Origin of the sequence: Inhella sp., from assembly GCF_041912635.1 — a bacterium.
Classification (GTDB): domain Bacteria; phylum Pseudomonadota; class Gammaproteobacteria; order Burkholderiales; family Burkholderiaceae_C; genus Inhella.
The window spans coordinates 1-18434 of sequence record NZ_JAYRMO010000046.1; the positions used below are offsets into that span (position 1 = coordinate 1).

Annotated in this window: 17 protein-coding genes; 10 read left to right on the forward strand and 7 right to left on the reverse strand. The window is 71.4% G+C overall.

What is annotated here, in order from left to right:
* The coding region (locus ACE3QP_RS20210) for a GNAT family N-acetyltransferase (protein WP_374438644.1) at positions 1 to 415 on the forward strand (415 nt) is incomplete at its 5' end.
* A gap of 37 nt (positions 416 to 452) precedes the next feature.
* Positions 453 to 1718, forward strand: a complete 1266-nt coding sequence (locus tag ACE3QP_RS20215; protein WP_374438646.1) for a GNAT family N-acetyltransferase — start codon at positions 453 to 455, stop codon at positions 1716 to 1718.
* Here the strand turns inward: ACE3QP_RS20215 and ACE3QP_RS20220 are convergent.
* The gene (locus tag ACE3QP_RS20220; protein ID WP_374438648.1) at positions 1708 to 2448 is read right to left on the reverse strand and encodes a hypothetical protein; all 741 of its coding nucleotides are present in this window, start codon (positions 2446 to 2448) and stop codon (positions 1708 to 1710) included. The genes ACE3QP_RS20215 and ACE3QP_RS20220 overlap by 11 nt on opposite strands.
* A gap of 8 nt (positions 2449 to 2456) precedes the next feature.
* Positions 2457 to 3314, reverse strand: coding sequence for a DUF2167 domain-containing protein (locus ACE3QP_RS20225; RefSeq protein ID WP_374438650.1), 858 nt, complete (start codon positions 3312 to 3314; stop codon positions 2457 to 2459).
* Between the two features lie 126 nt (positions 3315 to 3440).
* On the opposite strand from ACE3QP_RS20225, the gene ACE3QP_RS20230 reads away from it, so the two are divergent.
* From ACE3QP_RS20230 to ACE3QP_RS20240, 3 genes are all read left to right on the forward strand, one after another.
* Positions 3441 to 4202 (forward strand): substrate-binding periplasmic protein, encoded by a 762-nt coding sequence (locus ACE3QP_RS20230; RefSeq protein WP_374438652.1) that lies wholly within the window; start codon positions 3441 to 3443, stop codon positions 4200 to 4202.
* A 129-nt stretch (positions 4203 to 4331) separates the two neighbouring features.
* The gene (locus ACE3QP_RS20235; RefSeq protein ID WP_374438653.1) at positions 4332 to 5051 is read left to right on the forward strand and encodes a substrate-binding periplasmic protein; all 720 of its coding nucleotides are present in this window, start codon (positions 4332 to 4334) and stop codon (positions 5049 to 5051) included.
* A 15-nt stretch (positions 5052 to 5066) separates the two neighbouring features.
* On the forward strand, positions 5067 to 5828 hold the full coding sequence (locus ACE3QP_RS20240) for a class I SAM-dependent methyltransferase (RefSeq protein ID WP_374438655.1): 762 nt from the start codon (positions 5067 to 5069) through the stop codon (positions 5826 to 5828).
* Here ACE3QP_RS20240 and ACE3QP_RS20245 read toward each other — a convergent pair whose 3' ends face one another.
* The gene (locus ACE3QP_RS20245; protein WP_374438657.1) at positions 5829 to 6938 is read right to left on the reverse strand and encodes a methyltransferase; all 1110 of its coding nucleotides are present in this window, start codon (positions 6936 to 6938) and stop codon (positions 5829 to 5831) included. It lies immediately after the preceding gene.
* Positions 6935 to 8164, reverse strand: coding sequence for an NAD(P)/FAD-dependent oxidoreductase (locus ACE3QP_RS20250; protein WP_374438659.1), 1230 nt, complete (start codon positions 8162 to 8164; stop codon positions 6935 to 6937). The genes ACE3QP_RS20245 and ACE3QP_RS20250 overlap by 4 nt, the downstream gene beginning before the upstream one ends.
* A gap of 55 nt (positions 8165 to 8219) precedes the next feature.
* Here ACE3QP_RS20250 and ACE3QP_RS20255 point away from each other — a divergent pair, with 55 nt between their 5' ends.
* The 3 genes from ACE3QP_RS20255 (at position 8220) to ACE3QP_RS20265 (ending at position 11402) form a co-directional block, all read left to right on the forward strand.
* Positions 8220 to 9653 (forward strand): cation:proton antiporter, encoded by a 1434-nt coding sequence (locus tag ACE3QP_RS20255; protein ID WP_374438661.1) that lies wholly within the window; start codon positions 8220 to 8222, stop codon positions 9651 to 9653.
* Between the two features lie 57 nt (positions 9654 to 9710).
* Positions 9711 to 10643, forward strand: coding sequence for a hypothetical protein (locus ACE3QP_RS20260; RefSeq protein WP_198109571.1), 933 nt, complete (start codon positions 9711 to 9713; stop codon positions 10641 to 10643).
* 99 nt (positions 10644 to 10742) lie between these two features.
* A complete protein-coding gene (locus tag ACE3QP_RS20265; protein ID WP_374438662.1) occupies positions 10743 to 11402 on the forward strand; it encodes a DsbA family oxidoreductase in 660 nt (219 codons plus the stop codon).
* Here the strand turns inward: ACE3QP_RS20265 and ACE3QP_RS20270 are convergent.
* Positions 11375 to 11728 (reverse strand): nuclear transport factor 2 family protein, encoded by a 354-nt coding sequence (locus tag ACE3QP_RS20270; RefSeq protein ID WP_374438664.1) that lies wholly within the window; start codon positions 11726 to 11728, stop codon positions 11375 to 11377. The two genes, ACE3QP_RS20265 and ACE3QP_RS20270, sit on opposite strands and share 28 nt — an antisense overlap.
* The gene (locus ACE3QP_RS20275) at positions 11725 to 13035 is read right to left on the reverse strand and encodes an NCS2 family permease (RefSeq protein ID WP_374438666.1); all 1311 of its coding nucleotides are present in this window, start codon (positions 13033 to 13035) and stop codon (positions 11725 to 11727) included. The genes ACE3QP_RS20270 and ACE3QP_RS20275 overlap by 4 nt, the downstream gene beginning before the upstream one ends.
* A gap of 86 nt (positions 13036 to 13121) precedes the next feature.
* Between ACE3QP_RS20275 and ACE3QP_RS20280 the strand changes: the two genes are divergently transcribed.
* Complete coding sequence (locus ACE3QP_RS20280; RefSeq protein WP_374438668.1) at positions 13122 to 15611, forward strand: Lon protease family protein; 2490 nt, start codon at positions 13122 to 13124, stop codon at positions 15609 to 15611.
* Here ACE3QP_RS20280 and ACE3QP_RS20285 read toward each other — a convergent pair.
* Positions 15595 to 16461, reverse strand: coding sequence for an HDOD domain-containing protein (locus ACE3QP_RS20285; protein ID WP_374438669.1), 867 nt, complete (start codon positions 16459 to 16461; stop codon positions 15595 to 15597). The genes ACE3QP_RS20280 and ACE3QP_RS20285 overlap by 17 nt on opposite strands.
* Positions 16462 to 16781: 320 nt before the next feature.
* Here ACE3QP_RS20285 and ACE3QP_RS20290 point away from each other — a divergent pair, with 320 nt between their 5' ends.
* Positions 16782 to 18329, forward strand: a complete 1548-nt coding sequence (locus ACE3QP_RS20290; protein WP_374438670.1) for a methyl-accepting chemotaxis protein — start codon at positions 16782 to 16784, stop codon at positions 18327 to 18329.
* Positions 18330 to 18434: the final 105 nt, after the last annotated feature.

The following is an 18434-nucleotide window of genomic DNA, read 5'->3' on the forward strand; positions in this document are numbered from 1 at the left end:
GGTCTCGCTGGTGGAAGTGAACGGCCGCTCGATCGAGCAGTATGTGGACGCCACGCTCGACAAGGTCTGCGGCGAGCCGCCGCCGCGCGGCTGCTTCCATCTGCTGTGGCAGGGCGGCCAAGCCTTGGGCATGGGCGGCCTGCGCACGCTGGCGCCCGGCGTGGGCGAGATCAAGCGCGTCTACCTGCGCCCCGCTGCGCGCGGCCAGGGCCTGGCCGACGCCCTGCTGCGGCGCCTGCTGGCTGATGCGCGCCGCTTCGGCCTGCACACCCTGCGCCTGGACAGCGCCCCCTTCATGGCCGCCGCCCAGGCCCTGTACGAACGCCACGGCTTCGTGGATCGCACGCCGTACCCGGAGACCGAGGTGCCGGTGCATTTCCAGGGCCGCTGGCGCTTCATGGAGCGGGCGCTCTGAGCCCGACACTCGCGGGCCCTGCCGCCTGCCCCGATCCATGCTGACCCACATCACCCAGGCCCTGAAGAAGCGCCACGCCGCCAAGACCGTGGCCCGCTCGCTGCGCCAGCCCTCGGGCTTCCGCATCGCCCTGGCCGAACGCATCGCCCAGCTCAACCCGGCCGACTGGGACGCCGTGGTGGCCGGCCAGTCCTGGTTCTTCAGCCGCGACTACCTGGCCCTGCTGGAGGCGGTGCCGCCCGATGACATCGAGCCGCGCTACGCGCTGATCCACGACGACGACGGCCCGGTGGCGGCGCTGGTGCTGCAGTGGGTGGCGCTGGCCGGGGCCGATCTGCGCCCCCTGCCCGAGACGCCGGACGATGAAGCCAGCCCGCTGCGCCGCCTGCTCGGCCGCGTGGCGCGCAAGCCCAGCCAGGCGCTGGCGGCACGCCTGCAGGAGCGCGTGCTGGTGTGCGGCAACCTGCTCACCTATGGCGAGCACGCGGTGGCCGTGGCGGCGGAGGTCGAGCCCGCCTCGATCTGGCCCGCGGTGGCCGAGGCGCTGTACCGGCTGCGCCGGGCCGAGAAGCTGGCCGGCCAGGCCGGCTTCGTGCTGATCAAGGACGTGCCGCTGGAGCAGCCGCAGGGCATCGAGTTGCTGCGCCGGGTCGGCTACCGGCAGATCGAGTCCGAGCCGAACATGGTGCTGGCGCTGGACCCGGCCTGGCGCGACCACGCGGCCTACCTGGCCAGCCTGACCTCCAAGTACCGCAGCGCGGTGAAGAAGCAGATCGTCGAGCCCATCGAGGCCGCCGGCCTGCAGCTGCGCGCCTTCGAGGCCGACGCGCCGCTGGGCGCGCGCATGCACGAGCTCTATCTGCAGGTGCATGCCAAGGCGGCGCTGCGCCCCTTCACCCTGCACCCGGGCTACTTTCATGCGCTCCAGCAGGCGGCCGGCCCGCGGCTGCGCTGCAGCGGCCTGTTCGACGCCGCGGGCCAGCTGCTGGGCTTCATCTGCACGCTGCGGGATGAAACCCAGGCGCTGGCCTATCACATCGGCTTCGACCGCGCGGCCGCCGCCGCGGCGCCGCTGTACCTGCGCCTGCTGCACGCCAGCATTGCCGACGCGATCGCGCTGGGCGCCACGGAACTCTCCTTCGGCCGCACCGCGCTGGAGCCCAAGGCCCGGCTGGGCGCCAAGCCGCAGGCGCTGGCCGTTTGGGTGCGGCATCGCCAGCCCCTGTTCAACCGCCTCATCAAACCCCTGCTGCTGCGCGCCCACCACGACGACGCGCCGGAGTGCAACCCCTTCAAGAAGTAGGGGCGAGCAGGCGCTGGCGTGCCTGCTGCAGCCAGGCCAGCTGGGCGCCGGCGGCGCCCTCCTGCTCCAGCTCTTCTAGCCGGCCGCGCAGCTGCACGGCCAGCAGCTGCGCGGCCGCGGGATCGCGGCGGCGCAGCGCGCGCCATTCATGCAGGCCCAGGCCCAGCGCGGGCAGGGTGCTGGGGTGGCGGCGCAGCAGGCGCTTGCCCAGGTTCAGCGTGTAGGCCGGCACCAGCAGGGCCTCGAACAGCAGGGCGGCCGCCTCGCCGCCCGTCAGGCCCAGGGGCGCGCGGCGCCACAGCACCAGGCCCGCGCTCAGGCTCCACAGCAGCAGATGCAGGCCGAGCAGGGCTGCCAGCACCAGGCCGGCGTGCGCCCGCCAGGACAGCAGGCCCAGCAGGCCCAGGCCCAGCAGGTACACGAGCGCCAGCGCATGCAGCGGGGCCACGGCGCGCAGCAGCGCGCGCAGGCGCTGGCGCTCGCGCGCCGGCTGGCCCGGCGCCAGCGCGCCCAGGGCCTGCGGCGTGGGCAGCAGCCGGTCCCAGGGGTTGAGCGGGTTCATCCACGCCGATTCACGCCGCAGCAGCTGCAGGCGCAGGCCCGGCCGGTAACGCAGCCGGCCGCGCCCATCCAGGCGCAGGGCCTCGCCGCCGGGTGGCAGCAGCAGGCAGCTGTCCACCACCAGGAAGCCCAGCAGCACCAGCCAGAACAGCGCCAGCTCGCGAACCATCCAGGGGCTCAGGACTTCCGGCCGAAGAGCTTTTTGATGCCGGCCCAGACCGCCGCACCGCCGGCCGCGATGGCCAGCAGGATGCCCTTGAGCCCACCCTTGCTGCTGGCCACGGCGGCCGCGCCGCCCACCACCAGGGCACCCAGGCCGATGGCGGCCACTTTGTCGCCCTGCTTCCACTCGCTGTACTTCTCGCCGCTGACGTAGTCGTAGTCCTTCAGCGCGCTCTTGAAGTCGGCCAGGTCGGCGTCCAGCGTGGCCGGCGAGGTCACCAGCACCGCCGAGGTGTAGCCACTGCGGCCGAGGATGCGGGTGGAGACGTTGACGACGGGCTGCTTGTCGGCGTCGCTGATGAAGCGGGTGCCCCATTCGAGGCGCTTGCTGCTGCTGTCGTAGCGCGGCGGGATGGCCCAGCCCTCCAGCGTCATCGTCGGGTAGCCCTGCTGGCGCTTGCGCTCGTTGCTGGCGACGTTCTGCTCCTTGAGCTGCTTGAGCAGGGCCGCTGCGTCGATCTGCTCGTCGTCCTTGATGTAGCCCTCGTCGGCAAAGCTGAGGATGCCGAACCAGCTGCCCTGCACGGGCGCGATCGTGTAGGAGTTGCCAGGCGGCGGGTTGCCGTTGAGCTGCAGGAACTTGTCGGTGTCGGTCGCGCCCAGGAAGGTGTATTTCTCGCTGGCCTTGAAGGCGGCCTTGTTGGCCACCGAGCCGGTTGTGCCGGGCTTGAGCCAGCCCAGCGCGCTGATCTGGCGCCCCAGCTCCTGCTCGGCGGTGGCGGCGCTGCTGGCGGCCTCGGCCGGGGTGCCCTGGGCCTGTGCGGCCCAGCTGGCCAGGATGAGCGCGGCAGCGCCAGCAAATTGTTTCCACATGGTGTGTCTCCTCCCTTGGTTTGTGAGCCCGTCAGGATCGCACAGCCAGCTCATGCTGGGATTCCCCGCAGTGCGGCGCGGGCGCGCGGCGCTACGCTCGGGCGGGAACAAGCCGTGGAGGCTGCGATGCGGGGACTGCTCGGGGTGGTGGCGATGCTGGCGGCCGCGGCCGCGGCCGCAGCCTGGGCGGGCCCCGAGGCCGCGGCCGAGGACGAACTGCGCATGGTCTTCACCAGCACCTGGAGCCTGCCCTGGGGCAAGCTCGAAGGCACGCGCGTCAGCGGCGGCATCCAGCACGATGTGGCGCTGGCCGTGGCGCGCCGCCTGGGCTGGAAGCTGCGCTACGTGCTGCTGCCGGCCAGCAAGGGCGACCGCAGCGAGCTTGACCGCCACACCGACCTGCACTGCGGCATCGACCCGAGCTGGACACGCCGCCCCGAGGCCTACCACTGGAGCGAGCCGCTGTTCGACACCTCGGACCTGCTGATCGGGCACAGCGATGCGCTGCCGGTGCGCAGCCTCAGCGAACTGCCCAACGGCAGCCGCGTGGGCGCCGTGGGGGGCTACCGCTACCCCACGCTGGAGGCGCGCTTCGCGGCCGGCCAGCTCAAGCGCGACGACGCCCCCGACCAGGCCCGCGTGCTGGAGAAGCTGACCCGCAAGCGCACCGACTACGCCGTCGTCAGCCCGCAGGCGCTGGGCTGGTTCCTGCGCCACAACCCGCAGTCGCTGCCGGCCGAGTGGCGCGTCACCGTGCAGCAGTCCGCCTTCTACTGCGCCGTGCCGCAGAGCAGCCCGCGCGACGCCGCGCAGATCCTCGACGCCGTGCACGCGCTGCAGCGCGAGGGTGAACTCGCCCGCATCCTGGCCAGCTACAGCGCGCGCTGAACGCGCTGCCGTGTGGAATTGCCGCCGTCCTGCGGCGGCCACGCCCGGCCGTGCGCTAGCCTCGCCAGCCTTGCGGTTAGTCACGGGGTTGGGATGTTCGGTCGTTGGTGCTGGGCCTGGATGGGGGTGTTGGGAGTCTTTGGCCAAGCCGCCCATGCGCAGGAAGCGCCCGAACTGCGAATGGCCGCCAGCGGCAGCTGGAGCCTGCCCTGGGGGCGATGGGAAGGGCAGAACGTGATGGAAGGCATCCACCACGACCTGGCCCAGGCCGTGGCGCAGCGCCTGGGCTGGCGCCTGCGCTTCGTGCGCCTGCTGCCCACCAAGGGCCATTTCAGCGAGGTCGATCGCGAGACCGATCTACGCTGCGGGCTGGACCGCAGCTGGGTACCCGACCCCAGCCTCTACCAATGGAGCCCGCCCCTGTTCGACACCTCGGACCGCCTGGTGGGCCACCGCGACAGCCCCGTGCCGCGCAGCCTCGACGAACTCGATGACGGCCAGCGCATCGGCACCGTGCGCGCCTACCAGTACCCGACGCTGCAGGTCCGCTTCGAGAACGGCCGGCTGCTGCGCGAGGACGCCTTCTCGCAGATCCAGGCGCTGGAGAAGCTGTCGCGCAAGCGCAGCGACTATGCGGTGGTCAGCCCGCAGGTCTGGGCCTGGTACCGGCGCAGCACCGCGGAACATCATCTGGCCGGTTGGAGCCTGCTGGTGCAGCCTTCGGCCTACCACTGCGGCGTGCCCAGCAGCTCGCCGCGTGATGCGCGCGCCATCCTGGCCGCCCTGCAGACGCTGCGCGACGAGGGCGAGATCGCGCGCATCCTGGCGCGCTATGGTGCGGCCAGCTGAGCTCAACCCCTGCCCATGTCCGACTCCCCCTACAGCGCCGGCCTGGCGCGCTTCTTCATTGCCGTCGCCGATGGGGCCCGCGCTCAGAAGAGCTTTGACGCGCTGCACAGCCTGCTGAGCCCGGGTGCGGCGGTGCTGGAGATTGGCAGCGGCCTTGGCTTGCTGGCACAGCGCTTGGCCGCCGCAGGCCACCCGGTCTGGGCCCTGGAGCCCGACAGTGACATGCGGACCGTGCTGCTGGCGCAGTGGCAGCTGCTGCCGCCCGAAGCCCAGGCGCGGCTGACGCCGCTGCCCTGGGTGGCGGCGGCCGACACCCCGGACTTGCCCGAGCCCGTGCACCTGGCCTGCGCCTTCAGCCTGCTGCACCTGCTGGCCCCTGCCGCCCGCCACGGCGTGCAGACCTGGGCCTGGCGCCAGCTGCGCCCGGGCGGCCGCCTGGTGCTGGAGCTGCCGGTGCGCAGCCCGCAGCGCCAGGCCGGTGACTGGCAGCTCTACACCGAGCGCCCCATCGGCGCGAGCCGCCTGCGCATGGAAACCCGGCTGCAGGGCTCGGACGCCGAGGGCTGGTGCACCCACTGGCGCTTCGAGCAGCGCCTGGGCGAGCAATTGATCGACCAGGGAGAGCGCAGCTGGCACTGGCAGGCCTTCGCCCCCGAGGCCGCGCCCTGGGCGGATCTGCCCGGCTGTCAGCTCGAAGCCGAGGCCTCGGACGAGAGCGGGGCGCCCTTTGAGCCCGGCGTCAGCACGCGGCGCTTTGTGCGCTTGCGCAAGGGCTGATCAGCCGGCGCGTCCCAGCCGCCACAGGCTGGTGACCTCTTTCGACCGCGCCGCGTGCAGCGGGTCCTCGCGGTCCTGCGCCTTGCCGTGGCGGGGGCGGATGTCCAGGCGGCCCAGCACCTTCAGCCCGGCGGCGGCGATCCAGGCTTCCAGCTCGGCGCGGCTGCGCAGGCCCAAGAGTTCGGCCAGGTCGGAGAGGATCAGCCAGGCCTCGCCGCGTGGCGCCAGGTGTTGGCCCACGCCGGCCAGAAAGCCCTTGAGCATGCGGCTGTCGGGGTCGTAGACGGCGGTCTCGACGGCGCTGCTGGCCTTGCCGGGCAGCCAGGGCGGGTTGCAGACGATCAGGTCGGCCGGGGGCTCGTCCTTGGGGAAGAGATCGGCCTCGCGCAGGCGCACCGGCAGGCCCAGGTGCGCGAAGGTCTCGGCCGCGCAGGCCAGGGCGGCGGGGGCGTTGTCGGTGGCGACCACCTCTTGCAGCCCACGACGCGCCAGCAGGGCGGCGATGACGCCGCTGCCGGTGCCGATGTCCCAGGCGCGGCGGGCGCCGGTGGGCAGCGAGGCCTGGGCGATCAGGTCCAGGTACTCGCCGCGCACCGGGCTGAAGACGCCGTAATGCGGATGGATGCGCGCGCCGCCCAGGGCCGGCACGGGCACGCCCTGCTGCCGCCATTCCCAGGCGCCGATCCAGCCCAGCAGCTCGCGCAGCGATGCCAGATAGGGCTGGTCCGCCGCGCCGATGGCGGCTTCGGCGGCGGCGCGCACATCCGGGGCGCGGCGCAGCTGCAAGGCGTGGCCGGCCTCGAAGCGCAGCACCAGCAGGCCGAGGATGCGGGCGCGCTCGGCCTGGGCCTTGCGGTGCTGGTGGAAGGCTTCCAGCAGCGTGGCCGGGGCGGCGGCCTTGCGGCGTGCGCGGGCCTGCTCGATGCGCCGGGCCAGGGCCTGCAGCATCTGGCGCGCCTGGTGGTAATCGCCCTGCCAGAGCAGGGCCGTGCCTTCGCAGACCAGCTTGTAGGCGCGGTCCGCATTGAGCGTGTCGTCCACCAGGGCCCAGCGCTTGGGGCGCGGCGCGCCGCTGTGGCTGCGCCAGGGCAGGGCGTCCAGTTCGCTCATGCCAGGTATTCCGCCATGCGCTGGCCCACCCAGCGCCCATGGGCCAGGCAGGCGTTGAGCAGGTAGCCGCCGGTGGGCGCCTCCCAATCGAGCATCTCGCCGCTGACCCAGACGCCGGGCAGGGCCTGCAGCTGGCCGCGTGGGTCCAGCGCCTCAAAGCGCACCCCGCCGGCGGTGCTGATGGCCTCGTCGATCGGCCGGGTGGCATTGAGCGTCAGCGGCAGGGCCTTCAGCCCTTCGGCCAGACGGGCGTTGTCGTGCACCGCCTCGCCCAGCACTTCATGCAGCAGGGCCAGCTTCAGGCCCTGTAGGCCGAACTGGCTCTTGAGGAAGGCTGCCAGCGATTTGCTGCCCTGGCCGCGCGCCAGCTGGGCGCGCACCTTGTCGATCGGGTGCTGGGGCAGCAGGTCCAGCGTCAGCGTGGCCTGGCCCTCGCGTTCGATGGCGTTGCGCAGCGCGGCGCTGAAGGCATAGACCAGGCTGCCCTCGATGCCGCCGTCGGTCAGCACGAACTCGCCCTGCTGGTTGCGGCCCTCGAAGCGTAGGCTCACCGGCTTGATGGGCTGGCCGGCGAAGCGGCTGCGCAGGTACTCGCTCCAGCCACCGGCCCGCTCGAAGCCGCAGTTGCTGGGGCGCAGCGGTGTCAGTTCCACGCCGCGCGCGGCCAGCAGCGGTGCCCAGCTGCCGTCCGAACCCAGGCGCGCCCAGCTGGCGCCGCCCAGGGCCAGCAGGGTGGCGCGCGGGCGGCACAGGGTTTCGCCGCCGGGGTGGGTGAAGCGCAGCGCGCCGTCCTCGCTCCAGCCCTGCCAGCGGTGGCGGCTGTGCACCTGCAGGCCTTGCGCGTGCAGGCGGCGCAGCCAGGCGCGCAGCAGAGGCGCGGCCTTGAGGTCGAGCGGGAACACCCGGCCCGAGCTGCCGACGAAGGTGGCGATGCCGAGTTCCTCGCACCAGTCACGCAAATCGGTGGGCGTGAAGGCGTCCAGCATGGGCTGCAGCGCGGCGGCGCGTTCGCCGTAGCGCTGCAGGAATTGCGGGTAGGGCTCGGAATGGGTCAGGTTCAGGCCGCCGCGGCCGGCGAGCAGGAATTTGCGGCCCAGAGTGGGCATGGCGTCGAAGAGTTCGACGCGGCGGCCGGCGCGGCACAGCATCTCGGCGGCCATCAGGCCGGCGGGCCCGCCGCCGATGACGGCCACATCGGGTGGCGGCGCAGTGTGGGTTTCAGACATGGGCCGGAGTGTCCCCCGTAGGATGCCGCCCCCTCATTCCCGCCTCCTGCGTTCCATGAAGCCGCGCGTCGTTCTGGCCTATCTGTTCAGCCTGCTGGTGGCGCTGGGCCTGATCGCGGCGGTGCTGCAGCTGGGCCAGGGCCTGGCGCCGCCCGCGACGGCTGCCCCGGCCGCGCCGGCGGCCGACGCGGTGCAGAGCTGGCTGCAGGGCCTGCGCGCGCAGCTGGATCACCCGCTCAGCCACCTGCTGGTGCAGCTGCTGGTGGTGATTGCCGCGGCGCGCAGCCTGGGTGCGTTGTTCCGCCGCCTGGGTCAGCCGGCCGTGGTGGGCGAGATGGCGGCCGGCATCCTGCTCGGGCCATCCCTCTTCGGCTGGCTGGCGCCGGCCGGCTTTGCCTTTGTGTTCCCGGCCGAATCGCTCGGCAGCCTGAAGCTGCTGAGCCAGCTGGGCGTGTGCCTGTTCATGTTCGTGGTGGGCATGGAGCTGGACCTGGGCCAGCTGCGCCGCAAGGCCGGCGTGGCGGTGGCGGTCAGCCACGCCAGCATCGTGCTGCCCTACACCCTGGGCGTGCTGCTGGCCTATGGTCTGTACAGCCAGCTGGCCGCGCCCGGCGCGCGCTTCAGCGCCTTTGCGCTCTTCATGGGCATCTCGATGAGCATCACCGCCTTCCCGGTGCTGGCGCGCATCCTGCAAGAGCGTGGCCTGGCCCAGAGCCCGCTGGGCCAGACGGCGCTGACCTGCGCGGCCGTGGACGACGTGACGGCCTGGAGCCTGATGGCCTTTGTGGTGGCGGTGGCGCAGGCCGGCAGCCTGGCGGGGGCGGCGCTGAACCTGCTGCTGGTGGCCGGCTTCATTGCCCTGATGCTGCTGGGCGTGCGCCCGCTGCTGGCTCGGGTGATTGGCCCGGCCGCGCTGCAGCGGCCCGAGCCCAGCCAGGGCAGCCTGGCGGCCATCGTCTGCCTGGTGGTGGGCGCGGCGCTGTGCACCGAGCTGATCGGCATCCATGCCCTCTTTGGCGCCTTTCTGGCCGGCGTGGTGGTGCCCGCCGCCCAGGGCTTCCGCCGCAAGATCGGACTGCAGGTGGAGAACCTCAGCGCCGTGCTGTTGCTGCCGCTGTTCTTCGCCTTCACCGGCCTGCGCACGCAGATCGGTCTTCTGGAGGGCGCGGGCGACTGGCTGCTCTGCGCACTGATCGTGGCCGTGGCCACGCTGGGCAAGCTGGGTGGCAGCGCGCTGGCGGCGCGCCTGGGCGGCCTGGCCTGGCGCGACGCTCTGCAGCTGGGCGCGCTGATGAACACGCGCGGGCTGATGGAGCTGATCGCACTGAACGTGGGCTACGACCTCGGCATTCTTTCGCCGCGCATCTTCACCATGCTGGTGCTGATGGCCCTGATCACCACCATGCTGACGGGGCCGCTGCTGAGCCTCTTCGCACGCCTGCCAGCGCGTCGCCATCCCCCGGCGCAGGGGGTGGAGGGCTTGCCCTGAGTCTGCCCCGCCGGCCGCCCCGTATAAACCCGTGACGCACAGTGACGGAGACCGCGCATGGCCGACTTTGAACCCAAAGAGGAGTACCAGAAGAAGCTCAAGGCTTTTCTGTCTCCGCTCCCCGATGTCGGCGGCCCGGAGGTCAAGTCCGGCACGCCGGCCTTTCCGCGCCCCTATGACGCGGACAAGCTCGCCACCATCAAGGACAAGTGCGTGACCAACGCGCACTTCAAGGACTTCACCGGCTGGGAGCACTACGACCTGCTGAAGAAGTGGCTGAGCGATCGCACCACCACCTGCAACGAGTTCTGCCAGAAGTGCGCGCTGAAGATGGGCACGCCCTCGGACATTTCGCTGAACCGCTTCGACATCGCCGAGTGGCTGTCCGGGCGCGGCCTGGGCCATTGTTGGATTCCCGGCGACAGCGGTGCCACGCCCGAGTACGGCGACATCTTCCGGCTCTATGAGGCCAAGCCCGACCACAACGGCGTTTCGCTGAACCATATGGGCGTGTCGCTCTTCGTCAGCGGCAGCGAGTGGTTCACGGCCGAATCCGGTCAGGGCGGGCCCAGCAAGGGTTTTGATGCGGTGGCGCGCAAGAAGCGCGTCTGGAAGCCGGCCTCGCTGACCGGCTGGGTCAGCATCAAGGCCATCCTGAACGCCGGCAAGCCCCTGCCCAACTGGGCCGGCGGCTGGTGGGAGGTCACCGAGGGCTCGCAGGTCTACTACTACTACCTGGAAGCCGGCGGCAAGATCAGCTTCACGCCTGTCAAGCCTTTGGCGCTGGCACAGCGCCCACCCTTTGCCTCGATGACCGGCACCTTCCGCGTCAAGGGCATGTTCGGGCTGGAGATCAGCTGGGCCGGCCCGGATGTCGACGAGAGCTTCATGCTCACCGAGCAGGACGCCAAGAAGAAGCGCTACTCGATGGAAGGCAAGACCAGCGGCGGCGTGAAGATGAAGGCCAAGCGGATGATGGCCAGCTTCTGACGGTGCGTGAGCGGCTGGGCCATGCCTTGAGCAGCCCCTGCCGCAACCCCGTCTCCGAGGCCTGCGCACAATGTCGCTCCCTGCCACGGGCCCCCTGCCATGACCCGCCTCGAAATCGACTTCATCAGCGACATCGCCTGCCCCTGGTGCGCCATCGGCCTGCAGGCACTGGAGCAGGCGCTGCGCAACATCGGCCCCGAGCTGGAAGTCGAACTGCGCTTTCAGCCCTTCGAACTCAACCCGCGCATGCCGCGCGAGGGCGAGGACGTGCGCGAGCACCTGAAGGCCAAGTACGGTATCGACGACGCCCGCATCGACGAGGGTGCCGAGCTGATGCGCCAGCGCGGCGCCGCGCTGGGCTTCCATTTCGGTCCGCGCAGCCGCATCTGGAACACCTTCGACGCCCACCGCCTGCTGCACGCCGCCGGCCTGCAGGACCTGGCGCTGCAGCGCAGCCTCAAGCACGCGCTGCTGCAGGCCTATCACGGCGAGGGCCTGAACCCCTCGGACCCCGACCTGCTGCGCAGGGTGGCCCAGGCGGCCGGCATGGACGCCGCCACGGTGGATGCCGTGCTGGCCAGCGACCTGCATGCCCGCGAGGTGCGCGAGGCCGAGAACTTCTGGCTGCAATCCGGCATCCAGGCCGTGCCGGCGGTGGTGCTGAACCGCCAGCACCTGATCAGCGGTGGGCAGCCGGTCGAAGTATTCGAGCGGGCGCTGCGCGAAGTCGGTCAGCTGGCGTCGCCACGCCCCACATAAGCCCGGATGGCCGCGATGCGGCCCGCTGCGTCGAACGCGATCACGTCGGTGACGAACAGCTCCTGCGTGCCGTCGATCAGGATGCGCAGCTCGGCCGCCACGGCTTGCTCGCTCTGGTGCAACTGCAGCACATCGATGGCCAGGCGTTGCACGGCCTCGAAGTTCTTGCGCGTCTCGGCCAACGCGGCGGCCTTGCCGACCACGCGGATCGTCCAATCGCGCAGCACCACGTCCTCGGCCAGCAGCGCGGCCACGCCGTCCAGGTCCTTGCGGGCGTAGGCGTCCAGGTACTGCAGCGCGCGGCTGCGGTGCAGGTCGGAACTCATAGCACTGCGAACTTGAAGATGAAGAGGGCTGCAATCACCCACAGCAGCTTCGGCACTTCCTTGGCGCGGCCGGTGCCCAGCTTCAGCACCGCGTAGCTGATGAAGCCGAAGGCCAGGCCGTGGGCGATGGAGTAGGTGAAGGGCATGGCCAGGGCGGTCAGCGCGGCGGGCACGACCTCGGTGCTGTCGTTCCAGTCCAGCTCCACCAGATCCCGCAGCATCAGGCAGGCCACGAAGAGCAGGGCCGGTGCGGTGGCGTAGGCGGGCACGGCGCCGGCCAGCGGGGCGATGAAGAGGCAGGCCAGGAAGAGCAGCGAGACCGTCAGCGCCGTCAGCCCGGTGCGGCCGCCGGCCTGCACGCCCGCGGCGCTCTCGATGTAGGCGGTGGCGCTGGAGGTGCCCAGCAGCGCGCCGCCGACGATGGCGGTCGAATCCGCCAGCAATGCGCGGTTCAAGCGTGGCTGGTGCACCGGCAGCAGCAGGCCGGCGCGCTTGGCCACGGCCATCAGGGTGCCGGTGGCGTCGAACAGCTCCACCAAAAAGAACACCAGCACCACGTTCAGCACGCCCACGCGCAGGGCAGCGGGGATGTCCAGCTGCAGCAGGGTGGGCGTGAGCGCCGGCGGGGCCGAGAAGATGCCGTTGAAGGGGTTGCCGGCGAACACGAAGGACAGGGCGGTCACCCCCAGGATGCCGATCAGGATGGCGCCGGGCACGCGCAGCCGGTCCAGCACCACGATGGCAAAGAAGCCCGCCACGGCAAGCAGGGCGGAGGGTTGGTGCAGATCGCCCAGCGTGACCAAGGTGGCCGGCGAGCCCTTGACGATGCCCGCGCTCTTCATCGCGATCAGCGCCAGGAAGAGGCCGATGCCCACCGTGATGCCCACGCGCAGCGCGGCCGGAATGGCCTGCAGGATGCGTTCGCGCAGGCCCGTCAGCGTCACCACCAGGAACAGGCAACCCGAAATGAATACGGCGCCCAGGGCCGTCTGCCAGGGCAGGCCCATGCCCAGCACCACCACATAGGCGAAGTAGGCGTTCAGCCCCATGCCGGGCGCCACGGCAATCGGCACCTTGGCCCACAGGCCCATCAGCGCCGTGCCCAGCGCGGCGATCAGGCAGGTGGCCACGAACACCGGGCCCTTGGGCATGCCGGCGTCGCCCAGGATGGCTGGGTTGACGAAGACGATGTAGGCCATCGTCAGGAAGGTCGTCAGGCCGGCGATCAGCTCGGTGCGCACGTCGCTGCCGTGGGCGTGCAGATCGAACCAGCGCTCCAGCGCGCCGTTGGATGGGGTGGAGGCCATGCGGTGGAGGAGGGGTGGCGGGGCGCCGCAGCGTAGCAGCGCGGCGGGTCGGAGCGGCAGCGCAGAGGCGCCGCAGAATCAGCGCCATGAGCCTGCACACGCTGCCCCCTGCCGATTTGCGTCTGACCCTGAACCCCGCGGAGCTCGGCTTTGCCGATACCAGCGAGCTGGCCGAGCTGGCCCTGCCCTGGATCGGCCAGCAGCGTGCCGAGGCCGCGGCCCGCTTCGGCCTGGGGCTGGAGCAGCCCGGCTACAACCTGCTGGTACTGGGCGAGATCGGCAGCGGCCGCAGCACCTTGCTGACGCAGCTGATGCACGAACTGGCGGCCAGCCGCGCGGTGCCGCCGGACCTGTGCTTCCTGCACAACTTCGACACCCCCGAGCGCCCGATGGCGCTGCGCCTGCCGGCCGGCCAGGGCCGTGAGCTGCGCCAGGGCATGGCCGAGCTGGCCAAGCGCCTGCGCGAGGACATCCCGCGCCGCCTGGCCGAGCCCTTCGTGAAGAGCGAGTGCGAACGCCTGGAGGCGGCCGCCAAGGCCGACGAGGACCGTGCCTACGCCGCCCTGGCGGCCTTTGCCGAGGCGCGCCGCTTCGGCCTGCTGCGCGAGCAGGGCAATCTGGTCTTCACGCAGCTGGACGCCCACGGCAAGCCGATGACGGCCGAGGCCGCGATGGGCCTGAGCCCCGAGCAGCATGCCGAGATGGCCAGCGCCGAGAGCGCGCTGCGCATGCAGATCGCCGCCTTCCTGGACACCGTGCACCGCAACGAGCGCACGCTCGAGGAGGCCCTGGTGGCGCTGCGTCGCCGCCTCATCACCCCGCTGCTGGAAGACGCGCTGGAGCACATCCGCAAGCCGCTGCGCAAGCAGATCAAGGACGGCCGCAAGCTCGGCCGCTACCTGGAGCAGGTGCAGGCCCATGTGCTGGAGAACCTCGACCTCTTCCACCACCATGCCGACGAGGACGATGGCAGCCGCGCGGCCGCGCTGACCGAGCTGCTGGCGCGCCTGCGCGTCAACGTGGCGGTAGACAACCACGAGCTGAGCGGCGCGCCGGTGCTGGTGGTGGACAACCCGGTGCACCGCGTGCTGTTCGGCAGCATCGAGTACGAGCTGCGCAATGACGTGCTGGTGAGCGACTTCGCGCGCATCCGCGCCGGCAGCCTGCTGCGCGCGCATGGCGGTTTCCTGATGCTGCATCTGTGCGACCTGCTCAGCGACCCGCAGGTCTGGGAATCGCTGCGCCGCTTCGTGCGCAGCGGGCGGCTACAGGTCGAGGAGCCCGGCCTGGCCGCCGCGCCGCTGGCCGCCGTGTCGCTGCAGCCCGAGGCGGTGGACGTGGACGTCAAGCTGGTGCTGGTGGCCTCGGTGGAGGAGTACTACGCGCTGCAGGACGGCGACCCCGAGCTGGCGCGCCGCTTCGGCTGCAAGGTGGACTTTGCCGAGAGCTTCGAGGCCAATGCCGAGACCCGCCACGCCAGCGCCATCCTGGTGGCGCAGACCTGCCGGCGCCTGGGCTTGCCACCCGCCAACGCCGCGGCCGTGGCGGCGCTGATCGAAGAGACCCACCGCGACGCCGAGGATCAGCTGCGCCAGAGCGCCCGCTTCGCGCGCACCGAGGCCCTGCTGGTCGAGGCCGCCGCGCTGGCGCGCGCCCGGCAGTCCCGCCTGGTGGAGGCCGAGGATGTCTGGGCCGCACGCGCCGCGGCGCGCCATCGGCACGACTACCCCGAGCAGCGCCTGCAGGAGGCCATTCGCGACGGCGAGCGCGTGCTGGTGCTGCAGGGCGAGCGGGTCGGCCAGCTCAACGGCCTGACCGTCATCGACCTCGGTGACCACGCCTTCGGCCTGCCCGTGCGCGTGAGCGCGCGCAGCCATGCGGGCGAGGACGGGCTGCTCAACATCGAGCGCGAGGTCGAGCTCTCCGGCCCCATCCACGACAAGGGCGTGCTGATCCTGCAGAGCTACCTCACGGCCCTGTTCGCGCACCTGGCGCCGCTGGCGCTCAACGCCTCGCTGGTGTTCGAGCAGGAGTACCAGGGCGTGGAGGGCGACTCGGCCTCCGGCGCCGAGCTGTGTGCGCTGCTCTCGGCCATCAGCGGCGTGCCGCTGCGCCAGGGCATCGCCGTCACCGGCGCGCTGAACCAGCATGGCGAGCTGCTGCCGGTGGGCGGCATCAACGAAAAGATCGAAGGCTACTTCCGCACCTGTCAGCAAGCCGGGCTGGACGGCCAGCAAGGCGTTCTCATCCCCAGCCGCAACCGCCGCCACCTGATGCTCAGCCCCGAGGTGACGGCCGCTGTGGCGGCCGGACGCTTCCAGATCTACGCGGCCGACTGCGTGGCCGATGTGCTGGGCCTGCTCAGCCCCCTGCCGGTGGGTGCGGATTGCTGCGGCTCACCCGGCCCGCAGGGCTATCCGCCCGGCACCCTGCTGGGCCAGGCCCAGCGCCAGCTGCAGGCCTATCGGCGTGCCTGCGGTGTGCCCGAGCATGGGCCGCGGCCAGACCGGGGCTTGCGCGGCCTGCACCCGCGTGCCCAGCCCTTGAGGAAGAGGAAAACTAACCGCCCTGGTTGAACATCAGGTGCACATCGGCCGACCACACGGCCAGCTCGGCCTCGCTCAGGCCCAGGGTGCGCAGCGCGGCCTCGCCGCCCTTGTCCCATTCGCGCGTCTGGTTCAGGCCCTCGTAGCGCTGAATGATGTACTCGACCACGCAGGTCAGCGCCACCAGCTGGCGCAGCACCTGCGGCGGTTTGGTGTCGTCCAGCATGGCGTAGTCATGGTGCTGGCGCACCGCCAGCACCACGCCCTGGCCCACGCCCCAGCCGTGCGCCATGGCGGCGCCCACCAGCGCGTGGTCCAGGCCATGGCGTTCGCGCTCGATCTGCGTGAAGGGCTCCAGCGAGTCGTTGGCGATCGCCAGCGTATTGAGGTAGGGCGGCGTCAGCGGCCAGCGCAGCAGCAGGGCGATGCCCACGTCCAGGAAGAGGCCGCAGGTGTGCGCCACGTCCGAGGGCGCGATGCGTTCGCGCCGCGCCAGGAAGGCCATGGCGTGCGCGCGGCGGGTGGCCACGTCCCAGAAGCGCGTCAGCGCCGGGCCTTCGCTGGGCAGGGCGCGGCGCAGCGCGATCTCCACCAGCAGCGACTCCACCGTCAGCATGCCCAGCAGGGTGAAGGCCTGGTTCACGGTCTCGGCGCGGCGGCTCAGGCCCATCAGCGGCGAATTGGCGAGCTTGAGCAGTGCGGCCGACATGGCCACGTCGTCGTTCACCAGCAGGGCCAGGCGCTGCGGGTCGGGGTCGTCGGTCTGTAGCTCGGTCTGTACGGCCGTCAGCAGTTCGGGGCGGGGCGGGATCTGCACCCCGCGCAGCAGGGGGCTCAGCAGCGCGCGATCGATCTCGCCGGTGATGGTGTCGCCGTTCATGGCGGGTTCCCTGCGGTGGCCAAGTGCCGGTTTCTAACCGGCGCGGGCGCCCTTCAGCACCCACCGGGTGGAGGAGAGGCAGGCCGCGGGCGTGACGGATTGGCGCCTCTGCCGGCCTTTGTGCGGCCCGGGCGATTCATCCCCGCCGTCTGTGGATAAATCCGTGGATGTGCTTGGGTGGGCGGCGGCAAGTGCTTGTCGTGCTTGGGAGCTGGCCGGTTTGCTGCGAAATGAGGCAGCCCCCTGGGAATTCCCCAGCGCAAGTGCCGCTTTGAGCGCGGCTAGCCCTGGCAAGCTCCTTCCATTGGAGGATGACGACGATGGGTTTCCTGAAGCAACTGCGTGTGGGTCAACGTCTGGGTGGCGCCTTCACGGCCCTGCTGGCCTTTTTGCTGGTGGTGGCGGCCATGGGTCTGGTGGAGCTGGACCGCAGCAACGCCCGGCTGAAAGCCGTGTACCTGGAGCGCACCGTGCCGCTGGAACAGCTCGGCCGCGTGAACGCCATGGCCATCCGCGACCGCTACCTGCTGGCCGAGGCGCTGCTGCTGCGCAATGAATCCGCCACCGCGCGGGCCCTGAAGGAGCTGAGCGACAACGAGGCCGCCTCCGAGCGCCTGCTGGCCAACTACCTGGGCGGCAACCTCAGCGCCGAAGAGAAGGCCCTGGCCGACAAGCTCATGGCCGCGCGCAATGCCTACGCCCGCGAGGGCCTGGCCGAGGCCCGCAAGGCCTTGCAGGAAACCGATTTCAACGCCGTGCAGAACGCTTTCCTGGGCAAGGTGGCCGAGTTCGGCCCGCCGGTGGCCCAGTACCTGGGCGAGTTACTGGCGCTGCAGACCAAGCTGGTGGAGCAGCAGTACGCCGCGGCCGCGGCGGCGGAGCGCCGCAGCACCTGGACGATTGCCGGGCTCACCCTGGTGGCCCTGGTGCTCGGTGCGGCCCTGGCCTGGCGCATCACGCGTTCCATCACCGGCCCCACGCAAACCGCTCTGCGCCTGGCGCAGGCGGTGGCGGGGGGCGATCTGCGCACCCGCATCGAGGTGCGCGGGCACGACGAAATCGCCCAGCTGCTCGAAGCCCTGGCCGAGATGAACGACAAGCTCGGCGCCGTGGTGAATCAGGTGCGCATGAGCGCCGACTCCATCGCCACCGGCTCGGCCGAGATCGCCACCGGCAATGCCGACCTTTCCCAGCGCACCGAGCAGCAGGCCGCCAATCTCGAAGAGACCGCGGCCTCGATGGAGCAGATGAGCGCCACCGTGCGCCACAACGCCGACACCGCGCGCAGCGCCACCGAACTGGCCGCCAGCGCCAGCCAGGTGGCCGAACGCGGCGGCGCCGTGGTGGGCCAGGTGGTGGCCACGATGGACGAGATCAGCGCCAGCTCCAAGCGCATCGCCGACATCATCGGCACCATCGACGGCATCGCCTTCCAGACCAACATCCTGGCGCTCAATGCCGCCGTGGAGGCAGCCCGCGCCGGTGAGCAGGGCCGCGGCTTCGCGGTGGTGGCCGGTGAGGTGCGCAGCCTGGCCAGCCGCAGTGCCGAGGCGGCCAAGGAGATCAAGTCCCTGATCGGGGCGAGCGTGGAGCGCGTGGATGCGGGTTCGCGCCAGGTGGCCGAGGCCGGCCGCACGATGAACGAGATCGTTGCCCAGGTGGGCCGCGTGGCCAGCCTGATCCAGGAGATGGACCACGCCAGCCGCGAGCAGGCGCAGGGCATCGGTCAGGTCAGCGAGGCCGTGGCCGACCTGGACCGCGCCACGCAGCAGAACGCCGCGCTGGTGGAACAGGCCGCTGCCGCCGCCGAAAGCCTGAAGCAGCAGGCCAAGGCCATGAACGAGGTGGTGGGGGTGTTCCGGCTCTGAGAGCCCGAGCGTCTTTCCCTGCGCAGGGCCGTGGGCCCCCGGCGAGCGGGGGGGGGCCAACGCCAGGGGGCGGCCGGGCCAGGCGGGTGAATTGCCCCCCCCAAC

Coding starts and splice junctions, on each gene's coding strand:
- ACE3QP_RS20255 (WP_374438661.1), top strand. CDS start 8,220: ATGAAGCCGCGCGTCGTTCTGGCCTATCTGTTCAGCCTGCTGGTGGCG.
- ACE3QP_RS20290 (WP_374438670.1), top strand. CDS start 16,782: ATGGGTTTCCTGAAGCAACTGCGTGTGGGTCAACGTCTGGGTGGCGCC.
- ACE3QP_RS20265 (WP_374438662.1), top strand. CDS start 10,743: ATGACCCGCCTCGAAATCGACTTCATCAGCGACATCGCCTGCCCCTGG.
- ACE3QP_RS20270 (WP_374438664.1), bottom strand. CDS start 11,728: ATGAGTTCCGACCTGCACCGCAGCCGCGCGCTGCAGTACCTGGACGCC.
- ACE3QP_RS20250 (WP_374438659.1), bottom strand. CDS start 8,164: ATGTCTGAAACCCACACTGCGCCGCCACCCGATGTGGCCGTCATCGGC.
- ACE3QP_RS20230 (WP_374438652.1), top strand. CDS start 3,441: ATGCGGGGACTGCTCGGGGTGGTGGCGATGCTGGCGGCCGCGGCCGCG.
- ACE3QP_RS20285 (WP_374438669.1), bottom strand. CDS start 16,461: ATGAACGGCGACACCATCACCGGCGAGATCGATCGCGCGCTGCTGAGC.
- ACE3QP_RS20280 (WP_374438668.1), top strand. CDS start 13,122: ATGAGCCTGCACACGCTGCCCCCTGCCGATTTGCGTCTGACCCTGAAC.
- ACE3QP_RS20215 (WP_374438646.1), top strand. CDS start 453: ATGCTGACCCACATCACCCAGGCCCTGAAGAAGCGCCACGCCGCCAAG.
- ACE3QP_RS20240 (WP_374438655.1), top strand. CDS start 5,067: ATGTCCGACTCCCCCTACAGCGCCGGCCTGGCGCGCTTCTTCATTGCC.
- ACE3QP_RS20220 (WP_374438648.1), bottom strand. CDS start 2,448: ATGGTTCGCGAGCTGGCGCTGTTCTGGCTGGTGCTGCTGGGCTTCCTG.
- ACE3QP_RS20260 (WP_198109571.1), top strand. CDS start 9,711: ATGGCCGACTTTGAACCCAAAGAGGAGTACCAGAAGAAGCTCAAGGCT.
- ACE3QP_RS20225 (WP_374438650.1), bottom strand. CDS start 3,314: ATGTGGAAACAATTTGCTGGCGCTGCCGCGCTCATCCTGGCCAGCTGG.
- ACE3QP_RS20275 (WP_374438666.1), bottom strand. CDS start 13,035: ATGGCCTCCACCCCATCCAACGGCGCGCTGGAGCGCTGGTTCGATCTG.
- ACE3QP_RS20245 (WP_374438657.1), bottom strand. CDS start 6,938: ATGAGCGAACTGGACGCCCTGCCCTGGCGCAGCCACAGCGGCGCGCCG.